The sequence below is a fragment of the Nonomuraea dietziae genome, assembly GCF_014195505.1.
GTDB lineage: Bacteria > Actinomycetota > Actinomycetes > Streptosporangiales > Streptosporangiaceae > Nonomuraea > Nonomuraea roseola.
This window is the reverse complement of sequence record NZ_JACIBV010000001.1, coordinates 2,451,086-2,464,917: the sequence shown is the minus strand read 5'-3', so window position 1 is coordinate 2,464,917 and position 13,832 is coordinate 2,451,086. Positions and strand designations below refer to the sequence as shown.

At 71.9% G+C, this 13,832-nt stretch carries 15 protein-coding genes; 5 read left to right on the top strand and 10 right to left on the bottom strand.

Translation table 11 applies throughout. The features are described 5' to 3' along the window. Positions 1-69: 69 nt before the first annotated feature. On the top strand, positions 70-783 hold the full coding sequence (locus FHR33_RS49090) for a DUF6223 family protein (RefSeq protein ID WP_221241063.1): 714 nt from the start codon (positions 70-72) through the stop codon (positions 781-783). A 152-nt stretch (positions 784-935) separates the two neighbouring features. Continuing rightward, entirely contained in the window at positions 936-1,295 is a 360-nt protein-coding gene (locus FHR33_RS11875; protein WP_183646080.1) for a cupin domain-containing protein, read from the top strand. Positions 1,296-1,699: 404 nt separating this feature from the next. Here the strand turns inward: FHR33_RS11875 and FHR33_RS11870 are convergent, their stop codons facing one another. Together FHR33_RS11870 and FHR33_RS11865 are read right to left on the bottom strand one after the other, a co-directional pair. Then, the gene (locus tag FHR33_RS11870; RefSeq protein WP_221241062.1) at positions 1,700-2,500 is read right to left on the bottom strand and encodes a helix-turn-helix domain-containing protein; all 801 of its coding nucleotides are present in this window, start codon (positions 2,498-2,500) and stop codon (positions 1,700-1,702) included. 93 nt (positions 2,501-2,593) lie between these two features. Further along, positions 2,594-3,430 (bottom strand): alpha/beta fold hydrolase, encoded by an 837-nt coding sequence (locus tag FHR33_RS11865; protein ID WP_183646078.1) that lies wholly within the window; start codon positions 3,428-3,430, stop codon positions 2,594-2,596. Positions 3,431-3,667: 237 nt separating this feature from the next. Here FHR33_RS11865 and FHR33_RS11860 point away from each other — a divergent pair, with 237 nt between their 5' ends. Then, a complete protein-coding gene (locus tag FHR33_RS11860; RefSeq protein ID WP_183646076.1) occupies positions 3,668-4,369 on the top strand; it encodes a DUF998 domain-containing protein in 702 nt (233 codons plus the stop codon). A gap of 141 nt (positions 4,370-4,510) precedes the next feature. Further along, entirely contained in the window at positions 4,511-6,103 is a 1,593-nt protein-coding gene (locus FHR33_RS11855; protein ID WP_183646074.1) for a hypothetical protein, read from the top strand. 187 nt (positions 6,104-6,290) lie between these two features. Here the strand turns inward: FHR33_RS11855 and FHR33_RS11850 are convergent, their stop codons facing one another. From FHR33_RS11850 to FHR33_RS11840, 3 genes are all read right to left on the bottom strand, one after another. Next, entirely contained in the window at positions 6,291-6,770 is a 480-nt protein-coding gene (locus FHR33_RS11850; RefSeq protein WP_183646071.1) for a hypothetical protein, read from the bottom strand. 121 nt (positions 6,771-6,891) lie between these two features. Continuing rightward, the gene (locus FHR33_RS11845) at positions 6,892-7,632 is read right to left on the bottom strand and encodes an ABC transporter permease (RefSeq protein WP_183646069.1); all 741 of its coding nucleotides are present in this window, start codon (positions 7,630-7,632) and stop codon (positions 6,892-6,894) included. Continuing rightward, positions 7,629-8,519 carry an ABC transporter ATP-binding protein gene (locus tag FHR33_RS11840; protein ID WP_183646067.1) on the bottom strand — a complete coding sequence of 297 codons (891 nt, stop codon included), beginning with the start codon at positions 8,517-8,519 and terminating at the stop codon, positions 7,629-7,631. Before FHR33_RS11840 ends, FHR33_RS11845 begins: the two co-directional genes overlap by 4 nt. A gap of 267 nt (positions 8,520-8,786) precedes the next feature. Between FHR33_RS11840 and FHR33_RS11835 the strand changes: the two genes are divergently transcribed. Beyond that, positions 8,787-9,419 (top strand): DUF3159 domain-containing protein, encoded by a 633-nt coding sequence (locus FHR33_RS11835; RefSeq protein ID WP_183646065.1) that lies wholly within the window; start codon positions 8,787-8,789, stop codon positions 9,417-9,419. A gap of 19 nt (positions 9,420-9,438) precedes the next feature. On the opposite strand, the gene FHR33_RS11830 is transcribed toward FHR33_RS11835, so the two are convergent. From FHR33_RS11830 to FHR33_RS11810, 5 genes are all read right to left on the bottom strand, one after another. Beyond that, complete coding sequence (locus tag FHR33_RS11830; RefSeq protein ID WP_183646063.1) at positions 9,439-10,482, bottom strand: ABC transporter ATP-binding protein; 1,044 nt, start codon at positions 10,480-10,482, stop codon at positions 9,439-9,441. Continuing rightward, complete coding sequence (locus tag FHR33_RS11825; RefSeq protein WP_183646061.1) at positions 10,479-11,366, bottom strand: ABC transporter permease; 888 nt, start codon at positions 11,364-11,366, stop codon at positions 10,479-10,481. The genes FHR33_RS11830 and FHR33_RS11825 overlap by 4 nt, the downstream gene beginning before the upstream one ends. 5 nt (positions 11,367-11,371) lie before the next feature. Beyond that, a complete protein-coding gene (gene modA / locus FHR33_RS11820) occupies positions 11,372-12,178 on the bottom strand; it encodes a molybdate ABC transporter substrate-binding protein (RefSeq protein ID WP_221241061.1) in 807 nt (268 codons plus the stop codon). Positions 12,179-12,187: 9 nt separating this feature from the next. Beyond that, a complete protein-coding gene (locus FHR33_RS11815) occupies positions 12,188-12,601 on the bottom strand; it encodes a TOBE domain-containing protein (protein WP_183646058.1) in 414 nt (137 codons plus the stop codon). Positions 12,602-12,767: 166 nt separating this feature from the next. Beyond that, positions 12,768-13,799, bottom strand: a complete 1,032-nt coding sequence (locus tag FHR33_RS11810) for an agmatine deiminase family protein (protein WP_183646056.1) — start codon at positions 13,797-13,799, stop codon at positions 12,768-12,770. Between the last annotated feature and the right edge of the window lie 33 nt (positions 13,800-13,832).

Here is a 13,832-nt window from a genome sequence, read left to right as displayed (position 1 = left end):
AGGCCGATCCCCCTGCTCCGGTTCGCCCAGGACGATTCCGTCCGTCTCCTCCTCGCCGCACCCGAGGCCGTGCAGCTCTCCGTCGCCGCCGCTGGTTACGACATCGGCTCCGGGCGCACCGTGCCCCCCGTGGCCGTCGTGCTGGGACTGATCAGCGTGGTCATCGGTGGGCTGGCCCGAGCCCGCTCCGTGGGGATCGGCGTCGGCAACCGGCGCGCCGGCGCCGTCACGGCCCTGGCACTCGGGCTGACCAGCCTGATCACCGGGGGGCCGCACGCGGCCGGCTCCGCCGGCGGCTCGGGCACCGGCAGGGGCCATCTTCGCCCTGCTGTTCCGGCTGATCGGCATGGTCCTGGGCGGGCTGGCCCTGTCCCGAGCCCGCCGCACCGCCTGACCCGACCCAGGCGCGGCTTCACGCACGATCTCGATTCGTCGGACGAGGCCCACGGGCTGCGCAGCCGCATCCTCTTCTCCGCCCACGCCCTGGAGGATCCCGCCCAGGAGCCCCACGCGCGGAGCCAGCACGCCCTGGGCGACCTGCACCGGGTCACCACCGAGCGGGTCCGGCACCTGGCCATCGTCAACCGCGCTGTCGCCTTCGTCCAGGCCGACCCCGGCAACCCGAAAGCGGGTGCCTTGCAGATCCGCCGGCCCGCCGTGGTGGCCGTGCTCGCGGATGTCTTCGACGGCATGGGGGAGCGCGCACGCGACCTGGACGACCTGCCCCTGTCGCCGATCGAGCGGCGCGTCCTGCGCGCCGTCGCTTCCCTCTTCCCCACATGAAGCGATCTCCACGGCACGGATCACCACTACGGCCACCTCTCGTTTATCAGCCGGTTGGGCTGCATGCGATCTGCAAGCGTCGCGCCGTAGGGTCTGCCGTGCGGCCCCCGGCAGGGGCAGGCTCCACGGCGATCACAGTGAGCGAGGCCGGCATGAGCAAGGACCCAGCGGTCACCAACCCAGAGCTCTACAAGGTGATCTTCGAAAACGATCGCGTCCGCGTACTGGAGTACAGGGATCGGCCCGGTGACAGGACGGTCGCGCACCAGCATCCCGACAGCGTCATGTACACCTTGAGCTTCTTCCGCAGGAAGCTGTCGGCAGGAGGACGGGAGGTCGCCGTCGAACTTCCCGCGGGGCAGGTGCGCTGGCTCGACGCCCAGGAGCATTCCGGCGAGAACATCGGCGACACGGAGACCCACAGCATCTTCATCGAGCTCAAGGAGCCCGGCCCCGCGAAGGAAGGCGGAGCAGGCGACCTGCTGGGTCCCAGCGGAGGCAGTAGCCGGTAACTGTCGGCGCCAGTCCTTACGGTCGGGGCATGACAGGTGCATTTCGCAGTGTGTCCGCCCAGCTCGGCGGGTCCCTGAGAACGAGCTGCACCCGTACTGCATGGCGTGTGGGCGGGAAGCGACGTCGGCCCCGCACACCCGTAGCGCGCCGCGCCTGGGCGCGGATGACCGGACCTGAGCCCGGCCGCCACGACAACGGCCGCTGAACCCGATGGGGGTCCTGCTTCGTCGCACGGCTTCTCCGCCGTGGTCGGCTCCCGGCATGCCGGGCGGATTCTCGGCGCGACCTTCGCGGATGCCTCGGATGAGACCGAGCAGCGCGGCGGGGGGCAGGTCGCGAAACGAGATCCGGTTGCCGGTGCGAGCACGCTGCCTTCACACCCGGGCCATCCAGAGCACGCTGTTCAACGAAGGTCGGGGATGTGTTCGCCACTCTTCGCATGGCGCTGGGTCGGCGATGAAGCCGGCCACGCGACGTCGTCGATCGCGAGCCACGGCGCCACGGCCAGGGCCGTGGGCGTGAGCCCGGCGAACGTCGTGACCTCGCGGTGGAGGTGGGACTGGTCGACGTAGCCGCTCTCGGTGGCAACGCGGGCGGCGGCGTGACCCGCCGCGAGAAGGTGGGCGGCGTGGTCGAAGCGCACCAGTCGGGCGGCGCGTTTGGGCGTGATGCCGAGCTGGGACCGGAAGCGGGACCACAGGCGCTTGCGGCTCCAGCCGACCTCGTCCGCCAAGCCGTCGACCCGCACCCGCCCCCGGCTGGTGAGCGTCCGCCGCCAGATGTGGGCGACCTGCGGATCGACCGGTGAATGGGCGCCCAGCCGCCGGCCGAGGATGTTCACGGCGATCGTGAACCGTTCGTCCCACGACGCGGCGGCGCGCAGCCTGTCCTCAGCTCGCCCCGCGTCGCGGCCCCAGACATCCTCAAGGGCTACCACCGTCCCGCTGAGCTCGGCCGACGCGCCGAACAACGCAGCCGCCACGACCGGCTCCAGCCGGATCTGGAGGCACTCGCCGACTCCCCGGCCAGTTGCCCGAAGATCGCCGGGGAGGAGCCCGACGACGACACTGCCGCGCTCGTGCCGGCCACGGGTTTCGTAGACGACGCCTTCTCCCTCGCTCAGGTCGACGAGCAGGGTGACGGACGGGTGCGCGACCATGGCGATGTCCACAGCGGCCGGGGCGCGATGGCGGAACCCGGCCATGCTGACCCCCGGCAGCCGAGCCGACGGGCATGGGACTGCGACGTCCACCCACGCCTCGTCAGGCGGCGTCCTGGTCGACAACACGTGACCAGTCTAGGCCTCTGGGATCATGGTCGGACTGTCAGCGGCCGTTGCCGTGAAGCCCAGCAGCAGTTCGCTGGTCGTCTCGGGCGCTTCCACCATGGGGAGATGCCCGACGCCGGGCAGCAGCTCGACCCGCGCGTTCGGCACCGAGTCGTACTGGTGCGCCGACGACGGCTCCCAACGGGGGTCGGCGGCGCCGAAGATCACCAGCACGGGGACCTCGAGGGCGGCGAGACGCTCGGGCACGCTCCGCTCGGCGATGTACGCGGTGTTCCGGCGCAGCACCGTCCTCATCACACGGTAGGTGATGCCCCGTACGTCGGCGACCACGGCGTCCGGAAGGTGCACCGGGCGAGCGGCCGTCGCGCTGATCCCCCTGCGGATCATCGCATCCGAACGCCTCGACCACAGCAGCGGGCCCAAAGGCGGGGCCAACAGGACCCGAAGGATGAACGGCTGCCGAAGGAGCGCATCCGGACGTGGGCCGCTACTGATCAGTGCGAGCGAACCCACGAGGTCGGGACGTTGTTCGGCAAGCGCGGTGGCGACGTAGCCGCCGCTGGAGTGCCCGACCGCGGCGACGTGGCGAAGGCCGAGGTCATCCAGCAGCGCCGCCACCTGGCCCGCCTGCGCAGGCACGTCGTACGACGGCGCGGGCGGGGACTGTCCGCAGCCCGGGAGGTCGACCCGGATGACATGATGGTGGCCGGCCAGTGCCGGGACCACCGGGCTCCAGAAGCCGCCCGAAGCCCCCGATCCGTGGATGAGCAACAACGGCGGCGCCTGCGGCGGGCCGTCATGGACCACGTGCGTCCCATGCGAGTGCTCAATGTCGTAGTTACTCATGCGGAGACCATGCACGGGCGGCCGACCGTCAGTCTTGGACAAATGTTCCCGCGGAGTCGCACGTACCGCTCGCCGCGCCGGTGATGACGGCGACCTTGTTCTCCAGGCCGGGCATGTTCCCTCCCCATCGCGCAGGGTCAGGGTCACAGGTGAGGGAGCCGGTGGCCGCGCGACATCGGCCTGCGGGCCCATGTTTTCCGGCTCCCGCTCGGTTACTGTGAAAATGGCGGAGGACTGATGCGGCAGCAATCGACGCGAGCACGGCTGAACGCGGCACGGGCCGCCCTTCTCCTCGTCTGCGGCGTGATCGCCGGCCCGCTGTTCGTCGTCGTCTTCCTCATCACGGGCGCCACCCGCGCCGGCTACGACCCGTTGCGCCACCCGGTGAGCTCGCTCGCCCTGGGCGACCTCGGCTGGACGCAGGTGGCCACCTTCGTCGTCGCGGGCGCCTTGACGGTGGCCTTCGCCGTCGGGCTCAGGCGCGCGCTCCGGCCCTTCGGCGGCTCGACCTGGGGGCCCGTGCTCGTCGGGGTCTGGGGGGCGGGGCTGATCGGCGCGGGCGTCTTCGTCACCGACCCCATCAGCGGGTATCCGCCGGGCACCCCCGGCAGGCTCACGCAGTACGGCAGCGCGTACGCCGCCCTGCACGACGTCTTCTCGTTGCTCGCCTTCGTGGCCCTGGTGGCGGCCTGCTTGGTCTTCGCCAGGAGGTTCGCCGGATGGGGGAGTCCGCTCTGGGCGGCCTACTCCGCGGTGACCGGCATCGTCTTCACGGGGGCGTTCGTGCTCGCCGGCATGGGTTTCGAGCAGACCGAGGGGCTGGTGGACGTGGCCGGGCTGTTCCAGCGCATCTCGATCACCGCGGGGTGGTGCTGGCTGAGCCTGCTCGCCCTCCGTCTGCTGCGCGGGCAGGAGATCGGGGACCGGGCGGGCGGGTGACGGCGCGGGGTTCCCGGCACGTTGCCCGCCGCCCAGAGGAAAGCCGCCCAGAGGAAAGACGGCGGAATCTTCCGGCCATGGACCGCCATGGATCGACGGGAGCGCCGGGAACCCCACGGGCGAAGGGGTAGGCGAGCAGGCATGGAACGTCGCGTGTCCGGCCGTCTGGTCCTCCTCGCCTACCGGCCTGCTCGCGATCGGCCAGGGAGCGGCGCGATGCTCCGGCGGCTGAGCGCCTGCGGCCGATGGGCGTGGCGGCACGCGCTCTTCGCGGGGGTGCTGGTGGCCGCGGCCACCCTGCGGATCGTCGCCGCCGCGGGGTATCCCTCGATGCTGTGGACCGGCGACTCGGCCGTGTACGTGCGCGCGGCGCTGACGCTGACGCCCGCGGCGCACCACCCCGGCGGGTATCCGATCCTGCTGTGGCTGCTGCGGCCGCTGCACGGGTTCACCGCGGTGGTGGCCGCCCAGGCCGTCATGGGCCTGCTCACCGGGGTGATGGTGTACGCGCTGGTATGGCGGGCGGCGCGCGCCCGATGGCCGCACCGGCCCTGGCTGCCCCAGGCGCTGGGCTGCGCCGCCTCGATCCCGGTGCTGCTCGACGGAGACCGCCTGCAGTTGGAGCACCTACTGGTCTCCGATGAACTGTTCGCCTTCCTGGTGATGTCGGCGGTGACCGTCCTGCTGTGGCGAAGCCCCGTGCCCCGATGGTCGGCGGGGGCGGCAGGACTGCTGGCCGGATGCGCGGCGGTGACCAGGATCGTCGGCCTTCCACTGATCCTTGTCATCGCGGCGGGCCTCGTCATGACAGGTCTGAACGGCGCAGGCGCCGGCGCTTGGCGACGACGGGCGTCGGGCCTGACCGTCATCGTGGCGGTGGGGGCGTTCCTGGTACCGGTCACCGCGTACATGGCGTGGTTCCACAGTCACTACGGCGAGTGGGGCTTCAACCGGCACGGCGCGGTCTGGCTGTACGGGCGGACCGCCGCCTTCGCCGACTGCGCACGAATCAAACCCGCCCCCGACCTGGCCGTCCTGTGCCCCAAGAGACCTCCGAGCGATCCCAGGATCGCCTCGCCGGTCTACGCGGCCATGTTCTCCAAGGAGTCACCGTTCCGCCGGATCGGCGGGATCTACGGGCCGCGCTCCAACGACCTGGCCCGCCGCTTCCTCTGGGCGGCGATCAAGGCCCAGCCGGGCGACTATCTGCGGGTGGTGGCCCGCGACACGCTGCGCGCCTTCGAGCCGGGCCGGTCTCCGTACCCCACCACCTGGACGGAGGCCAAGTACCACTTCCCGAAGAGCGCCCGCAGGGCGCTCAACAGCGCCGCCGCGGTACGCCAGACAGAGCTCGCCGAGGCCTACGGCGGCGCCACCGGCGTCACCCTCGTGGTCCAGCCCTACGCCCGGTGGGTCCGCGCCTACCAGGCCCGCCTGTCGCTGCCGGGCCCGGCGCTGGCCGTCCTGATGCTCATCCCCGTGGTCGGCGTCGCGGCGAGGTGGCGGCAGCGCCGGCGACCCGGGACGGAAGCGGGTGCGCGGGGGCGGGACGGCGAGGCGCTGACGGCCTGGCTCATGGCCGGGGCCCTGCTCGTGATCCCCGCCGCCTCCGCCGACTACGACCCCCGCTACGTCCTGCCCGCGATCCCCCTGGCCTGCCTGGCCGCCGCCCTGACCCTCATCCCCCGCACCCCCGCCCCCGAGCGCCCTGGGACGGAGGCGAATCCGCACTGACCGCAAGACCGTCGCGCTGCCAGGAACGCGCCGGCCGACACCGAAGGCTTCGTCCGCCTGCCACACCGCGCCGGGTCGCGAAGGCCGAGGCAGCGCTCGGCTTCCGCCTCCCCGAGGATCTGCGCGCCTCCTTACTGCGGCACGACGGCACCGAGACGGTGCTCGTCCACCCTGGCCAGGCGGCCGTTCAGCCGGACGCATCCGGCTGGTGACGCCCTTGCATCAGCCAATCGGCGAGGTGATCGCTCAACGTATGCAGCGCGGCCATCGCCGCCTTCACCGGCTCCTCCCTGGGAGGATCATCGCCCTCAACCAGCTCCAGTGCCCGTCTCAGATCGCCGACTTTCTGGGAGAAGGCGTTGCCTGCCTTCCTGCCGAGGGAGAACATGGCGATCTCGGCCTTCAGCGCCTTGACCGTCCAATCCCTGCCCTCTGTCATACGGGGCAATGCGACGCCGCTGTCGAGAGCCTTGGTCAGCTGTATGTCCATGTCGGCCAAGAGGAGAAAGAAATCGACGGCGCTTGTCCGGGCTTCGATCTCGAGCGCGGCTTGTCTCTCGTGCCGCCTTGTCGCTGTGACGACGGCCCATGCGGTCAGCGCCGCCACGACGCCGCCGATGACCGCCGAGAGTGCGCCCTGTAACAGGTTCCCCCACCAGCCTTGCATGCGCCACTTCCTCGGATCTTGTGACGATGGTGCCGGAACCCATTAACCATGGCGGCACTTTCGAGATCAACCGGCAGGGCCGAACTCATACTGCGATCATGAGCATCTCCACTCGGGTGGGCTACGCGTCGCGGCGTTGCATCAGCACGGCGCCTGCGAGCACCGCGGCGGCCACCCAGGCGAGGTAGACCGCGAACCCGCTCCACGGGCCCAACGTGCCGTTGCCCTGGCCGGAGACGACCAGCAGGCCGGCGTTCGTGGTGAAGTACGCGGCCACGCTCGCGCCCCACTCTCCCGGAAGCTGGTTGGCCATCGTGGGCAGCACCAGGATCAGCGCGATGGCCGACACGATCGCGCCCGGCGTGTGCCTGATCAGCGTGCCCAGTCCCAGTCCGAACAGCCCGCACGCGGTCAGGTAGAGACCCGACCCGAGCGAGGAGCGCGCCACCTCTCCCATCTCGATCGACGGCGGCTGGGAGATCGCCACGCCGACGCCGATCGCGGCGGCCGACGCGACCGTGCAGACGACCAGCGAGACCGCGACGAACAGCACGATCTTGCCGGTCAGCAGGCTCATGCGCCTGGGCACGGCCATGATCGAGGTGCGGATCCCCCCTGTGCGGTACTCGCTGGAGATCACCAGAACACCCAGGGTGGCCATGGACAGCGAGGCGAGCATCGTACCGGTCAGGCCCAGGATGATCGCCTGCCAGCCCGGGACCGGCCCGCCGGCCGCGCCCCTGGCCGAGGCGTTGGTGAGGGCGGAGAAGCCCAGCATCAGCACGGCGGTGACGGCCAGCGTCCATACCGTGGAGCGGACTGAGCGGATCTTGGTCCATTCGGACCGGAGAATGTCGATCATGAGGTGAACTCCAGACTGTTCTTGGTGAGCTCCATGTAGGCCGCCTCCAGCGAGGGCTGCACGAACGTCAGCTCCTCCAGCGGGATGCCGGCGCCGGCGGTGATCGTGCCGATCTCGAGCGTGCTCATCGCGGTCACCCGCAGGTGGTCGCCGTCCGGCTCACCCGCCTTGATCAGCTCGGCCACCTCGGCCAGCCGGGGCGAGCGCACCCGCACGTACCCCTGCGAGCTGCGCCCGATGAACTCCTCCACGCTCGTGTCGGCGATGAGCCTGCCCCTGCCGATCACGATCAGGTGGTCGGCGGTCTGGGCCATCTCGCTCATGAGGTGGCTGGAGACGAACACCGTCCGCCCCTCGGCCGCGAGCTTGCGCATGAGCCTGCGGATCCACAGGATGCCGTCGGGGTCGAGGCCGTTGACCGGCTCGTCGAAGATCAGGATCTCGGGGTCGCCGAGCAGCGCCGCGGCGATGCCGAGCCGCTGCGACATGCCCAGCGAGAAGCCGCCGACCCGCCGCCTGGCCACCTCCCGCAGGCCCACGGCCTCCAGCACCTCGTTCACCCTGCTCGCGGGGATGCCGTTGCTCTGGGCGATCGCCAGCAGGTGGTTGCGCGCACTGCGCCCCCCGTGCACGGCCTTGGCGTCCAGCAGCGCGCCGACCTTGCGCAGCGGGTGCCGCAGCTCGTGGTACGGGCGCCCGTCCACGAGCGCGGTGCCGCCGGACGGCCGGTCGAGCCCGAGGATCATGCGCATGGTCGTGGACTTGCCGGCCCCGTTGGGGCCGAGGAAGCCGGTCACCCTGCCGGGCTCGACGGCGAAGGACAGGTCGGCCACCGCGGGGGTGCCGGCGTAGCGTTTGTGCAGGTTCACTGCGCGAATCGCGGTCATGATCCCAGCGTGCCGTCGCGGGCGGCCGGTCTCTTCCTGCCTCGGAACCATCCCGTCAGAGCCGATCCAGGACCCTGCTCCTACTCTCAGGGACGGAGCCGGCTGCGCGGGCGAGCGCGAGAAGACGGCCGGTGAGCCGCGCGCCGGCGGGTGCCGATCCCCGTTCGGCATCATCCGACCAGGTGGACGCCGCCGGGGGCGGCATGGTGCCGCCTGCGGGACAGGGGGCACACTGGGAGTGAGGATCCCGTCGCGGAAGGTTCACCTATGGACAGCCAAGCCAACGGGAAGCCGGCCGGCGTCCTGGACAACCCTGTCGTCGGAATGGCCCCGTGGATCATCTTCTCCGTGCTCGTCGGGCCAGGCCGGTTCGAGCTGTCCGTGGTGCTCGCGCTGGCCGTGTCCGTCCTTCTCATCGTGGCCGACCGGATCGTCCGGCGGGGCGGCGCCCCGAAGCTGCTCCAGGTCGCGGAGGTGGTCTTCTTCGCCGCCATGGCGGCGGTGGGCCTGGTCGCGAGCGCGGGCACGCGCCGCTGGCTGGAGACGTACGCGGGTGAGGTGTCGAACATCGCTCTGGTCCTCATCGCCTTCGGTTCCATGGCGGTGCGGATGCCGTTCACCCTCCAGTACGCCCGCGAGCAGGTCGACCGCGCGCACTGGCAGTCGCCGGCCTTCCTGCGCACCAACTACGTGATCACCGGCGTCTGGGGGCTGGCGTTCCTGGTCGCCGCGGTCGCCGGCGCCTACGGGGATCTCGTCCTTCGCGACCCTGACAACCTCTGGACCGGCTGGATCATCCAGATCGCCGCGATCGTCGCCGCCGTGCGTTTCACGGCGTGGTATCCCGGCGTCGTGCGGGCCCGCGTCCGGCGGGAGGGGGAGACCGGCCAGGGCGCCTGAACCGCGGGCGGGTGCGCGGTCATGCCGGGTAGGCGTGTGTCTCTGTGGCCTTGACCGACGCCCAGACCTGCTGACCCGGGGCGAGGTCGAGGTCGGCGACGGCGGCAGGGGTGATGTCGGCGAAGGCGGCGATCAGGCCGTCGAGGTGGACGCGGACGTTGTCGCCGTGCCGTTCGATGCCCTCGATCGTGGCCTGCCACAGGTTGCGCGGGCTGCCGTCGGGGCGGGAGCGGTAGAGGGCGACGGCGGCGGGCGGGAAGGCGACGAACGCCGGCCCTTCAAGATGCTCGGACGTGCTGAACAGCAGCTCGCCCACCGTGACCCGCGCTCCGTCGGCCATGCCGCGGTAGAGGTTGAGCCCGACCAGGCGGGCGACGTAGTCGGTGCGGGGGCGGCGGGCCACCTCGGCGGGGGCGCCCTGCTGGACGACGGCGCCCTGCTCGACGACCACGAGCCGGTCGGCGAGCACCATGGCGTCCAGCGGGTCGTGGGTGACCAGCACGGTGGCTCCGTCGAAGTCGGCGAGGTGGCGGCGCAGCTGGGAGCGGATCTCCAGCCGGGTGTGGGCGTCGAGCGCGGCCAGGGGCTCGTCCAGCAGCAGCAGCCGGGGGTGTACGGCCAGCGCGCGGGCCAGCGCGACGCGCTGGGCCTGGCCGCCGGACAGCCGGCGGGGTTTGGCTGCGGCGTGCTCGGCCAGCCCGACGCGCTCCAGCAGGGCGGCGGCGGTGCGGCGGGCCTCGGCCTTGGAGGCTCCGTGGCAGCGTGGCCCGAAGGCCACGTTGTCGAGCGCGGACAGGTGGGGGAAGAGCAGGTAGTCCTGGAAGACCATGCCGATCCGACGCCGCTCGGCGGCGGTGGTGTGCAGCGGCTCGCCGTCGAGGGTGATCCGGCTGCCGCCGGACAGGGCCGTGAGCCCGGCCAGGGCGCGCAGCGCCGTGGTCTTGCCCGCGCCGTTCGGACCGAGCAGCGCGACCACCTCGCCGGGGGCGGCCTCCAGGGTGACGTCGAGGGCGAACGAGGGCCGGGTGACGACCAGCCGGGCACGCAGACCGTCGGGTGTCATGGGGTGTTCACCCACCGGTCGCGAAGGCTGGCCAGGATGATGACCGAGACGGCGAGCAGGACGAGGCTGAGCACGATGGCGGCCTCAGGCTCGGTCTCCAGCGCCAGGTAGACCGCCAGCGGCATGGTCTGGGTGGTGCCGGGGAAGTTGCCGGCGAAGGTGATGGTGGCGCCGAACTCGCCGAGCGCCCGGGCCCAGCACAACACCGCCCCTGCCACGATGCCCGGCATGATCAGCGGCAGCGTGACCCGGCGGAACACGGTCCAGCGTGAAGCGCCGAGCGTGGCGGCGGCCTCCTCGAAGCGCTGGTCGGCGCCGCGCAGCGCGCCCTCGACGCTGATCACCAGGAACGGCATCGCCACGAACGCCTCGGCGACGACCACTCCCGCGCTGGTGAACGGCAGCGTGAGACCGAAGGTGGACTCCAGCCACTGCCCGAGCAGCCCCCGTCGTCCCAGGAGCAGCAGCAGCGCCACGCCGCCGACCACCGGCGGCAGCACCAGCGGGACGGTGACCAGCGCCCGCACCACCCGCCGCCCGGGGAAGGACACCCGGGCGAGCAGCCAGGCCAGCGGCACCCCGAGCACCAGGCACACCGCGGTGGCGATGCTGGCGGTCACCAGCGACAACCGCAGCGCCTGGAGCACCTGTGGCTCGGCCAGCCGCTGCAGCAGCGTCGGCCACGGGGCCCTCACCAGCAGCCCGGCGAGCGGCAGCACCAGGAAGGCCAGCCCGAGCACGGCGGGTACCAGCAGCATCCAGGGCAGGCGGCCGGTGACCCGTCGGGGCGAGTCCCGGCGGCCGGCGGGCCCGCCGCGCGAGGGCGCGCGGTCGGGGCCGCGCGAGGGCGCGCGGTCGGGGCTGGGCGAGGCCGAGGAGGTCATGGGCGTCAGGGGGTCTCGAAGCCGGCCTTGGTCAGCACGTCCTTGCCCTGCCGCGACAGCACCAGGTCGACGAACCGCCGGGCCAGATCACCGGCGGGCGCCTCGGTCAGCGTCGCGATCGGGTAGTCGTGGATCGCCTGGTCCGCCTCGGGGAAGGCGATTCCCTTCACCTTGCCCGCCGCGGCGATCACGTCGGTCCGGTAGACCAGCGCCGCGTCCACCTCACCGAGTTCGACCTTGGTGAGGGTGGCCTTGACGTCCTGCTCCAGGGTGACCGGGGTGACCTTCAGCCCGGCCGCGTCCAGCGCCTTGACCGCCGCCGCGCCGCACGGCACCTGGGGGGCGCACAGCGCGACCTTCACCCTGGCGTCGGCGAGGTCTTCGAACTCGTCCACCTCGGCCGGGTTGTCCGCGGGGACGGCGATCTGCAGCTTGTTGCGCACGAAGGTGGCCGGCGCGCCGGCCAGCGAGGCGTCGGTGACGGTCTTCATGGTGGCAGGGCTGGCCGCGGCGAACACGTCGGCGGGCGCGCCCTGGACGATCTGCTGGGCCAGCGTCGCGCTGGAGCCGAAGTTGAACCGCACCGACGTGCCCGGATGGGCGGCCTCGAAGGCCTTGCCGAGCTCGGTGAAGGTGCCGGTCAGCGACGCCGCGGCGAACACCGTCACCTCCTTGGCGCCGTCACCGGCCGCCGCTGAGCCCGAGGCGGTGGACGCGGACGGCCGGCCGGAGCCGCATCCGGACAGGACGACGGCGATCGCGAGCGCGGCGGGCAGGGCGAGGGCCCGACGGGAGAGACGCCTGGACACCAAGGGGGCTCCTCACTGGCTGCCGGTCACGCGTTCGTGGTCGGGGATCTCGACGACGACGTTGGTGGACTTGATGACGGCGACGGCCACGACGCCGATCTCCAGGCCGAGTTCGTCGGCGGCCTGCCGGCTCATCAGCGACACCACCCGGTACGGCCCCGCGGCGATCTCCACCTGCGCCATCACCGCGTCTTTGATCACCTCGGTCACGATCCCGCGGAAGCGGTTACGCGCCGAGGAGCGCCCGCCGTCGCCCGCCGTCCCGACCTGGGCGCGAGCGAAGGCGGCCAGGTCGGCGCCGTTGACCTGCCGGTGGCCGTGCTCGTCCCGCTCGGCCACCAGCCGGCCCGCGTCCACCCAGCGGCGGACGGTGTCGGAGCTGACCCCGAGCAACGCGGCGGCCTCGCTGATCCGGAACGTCGTCACAGGCCCACCCTACCTGCCGCGCATTCGAGCCCCAACCCCCGACTGCCCTCGCAGTCGCTGGGCGAACGACCGCTCAGCCATGGCATCCACGAGACCAGCCATCCGGTGGTCGCGCCGTGGCGTCCGCGAGGCCGGGCCTCCGGCGCTCTTCTGGTGGCCGGGTGGGTCAGGGGCGGGAGACGGCCGGTTGCTGCTGGGTGATGCAGTGAATGCCGCCGCCGCCCGCGAAGATCTCCCTGGCGTCCACCAGCTCGACCGTCCGCGACGGGAACAGCTTGGCGAACAGCGCGGCCGCCTCGGCGTCGCGCGGGTCGTCGAAGGCGCACAGCACGACCGCGTCGTTGGCCAGGTAGTGGTTGATGTAGGAATAGTCGACGGGCTCGCCGTCCACCTCGGTGACCGTGGGCGCGGGCACCTCGACGACATCCAGCGCCCGTCCCCTCGCGTCGGTGCAGGAGCGCAGCAGGGCGATGTTCTCCCTGCACACCTCGTGGTCGGGGTGGGAGGGGTCGGGCTGGCTGTGGGCGACGACCAGGCCAGGTCGGACGAAGGCGGCGAAGACGTCGATGTGGCCGCGCGTGCCGTACAGGCCGTAGTCGGCGGTGAGCCCGCGCGGCATCCACAGGCACTTCTCCGCGCCGACGAAGGCCCGCAGCTCGGCCTCCACCCGCTCGCGCGTCCATCCGGGGTTGCGGAACGGGTCGAGCTGGACGGTCTCGGTCAGCAACACCGTCCCCTCGCCGTCGACGTGGATGCCGCCGCCCTCGTTGACCATCGCCGAGCTGTACGGCGCCGCCCCTGCCAGCTCCGAGACGAGCGCGCCCACCTTGGAGTCGTTCTCCCAGCGGGCGAAGCTCTGCTGGCCCCAGCCGTTGAAGACCCAGTTGGCCGTGGCGAGGCCGCCCCTGCCGTCAACCAGGAAGGTGGGCCCGCTGTCGCGCAGCCACGCGTCGTCGAGCGGACGCTCGACCACGGTGACGCCGGGGTCGAGGTAGCAGCGGGCGTCGGCGCTCTCACCGGTGTTGGCGATCATCACGACCGGCTCGTAGGCGGCGATCGTGTTGGCCACCTGGCCCCACGTCCTGCGCGCGGCCTCGAGGTCGGTGAAGGTCGGGTTGGCGGTGGGGAAGGCCATCCAGGTGCGGGCGTGCGGCTCCCACTCGGCCGGCATGTGGAAACCGTGGTCTGCGGGGGTCATGAGGGCTCCTAGCGGGAACCGCGAAGCGCGGAT

Coding starts and splice junctions, on each gene's coding strand:
- FHR33_RS11840 (WP_183646067.1), bottom strand. CDS start 8,519: ATGACCGCGATTCGCGCAGTGAACCTGCACAAACGCTACGCCGGCACC.
- FHR33_RS11865 (WP_183646078.1), bottom strand. CDS start 3,430: ATGAGTAACTACGACATTGAGCACTCGCATGGGACGCACGTGGTCCAT.
- FHR33_RS11870 (WP_221241062.1), bottom strand. CDS start 2,500: ATGGCCGGGTTCCGCCATCGCGCCCCGGCCGCTGTGGACATCGCCATG.
- FHR33_RS11850 (WP_183646071.1), bottom strand. CDS start 6,770: ATGCAAGGCTGGTGGGGGAACCTGTTACAGGGCGCACTCTCGGCGGTC.
- FHR33_RS11825 (WP_183646061.1), bottom strand. CDS start 11,366: ATGACCTCCTCGGCCTCGCCCAGCCCCGACCGCGCGCCCTCGCGCGGC.
- FHR33_RS11810 (WP_183646056.1), bottom strand. CDS start 13,799: ATGACCCCCGCAGACCACGGTTTCCACATGCCGGCCGAGTGGGAGCCG.
- FHR33_RS11845 (WP_183646069.1), bottom strand. CDS start 7,632: ATGATCGACATTCTCCGGTCCGAATGGACCAAGATCCGCTCAGTCCGC.
- FHR33_RS11875 (WP_183646080.1), top strand. CDS start 936: ATGAGCAAGGACCCAGCGGTCACCAACCCAGAGCTCTACAAGGTGATC.
- FHR33_RS11830 (WP_183646063.1), bottom strand. CDS start 10,482: ATGACACCCGACGGTCTGCGTGCCCGGCTGGTCGTCACCCGGCCCTCG.
- FHR33_RS11855 (WP_183646074.1), top strand. CDS start 4,511: ATGGAACGTCGCGTGTCCGGCCGTCTGGTCCTCCTCGCCTACCGGCCT.
- FHR33_RS11835 (WP_183646065.1), top strand. CDS start 8,787: ATGGACAGCCAAGCCAACGGGAAGCCGGCCGGCGTCCTGGACAACCCT.
- FHR33_RS11860 (WP_183646076.1), top strand. CDS start 3,668: ATGCGGCAGCAATCGACGCGAGCACGGCTGAACGCGGCACGGGCCGCC.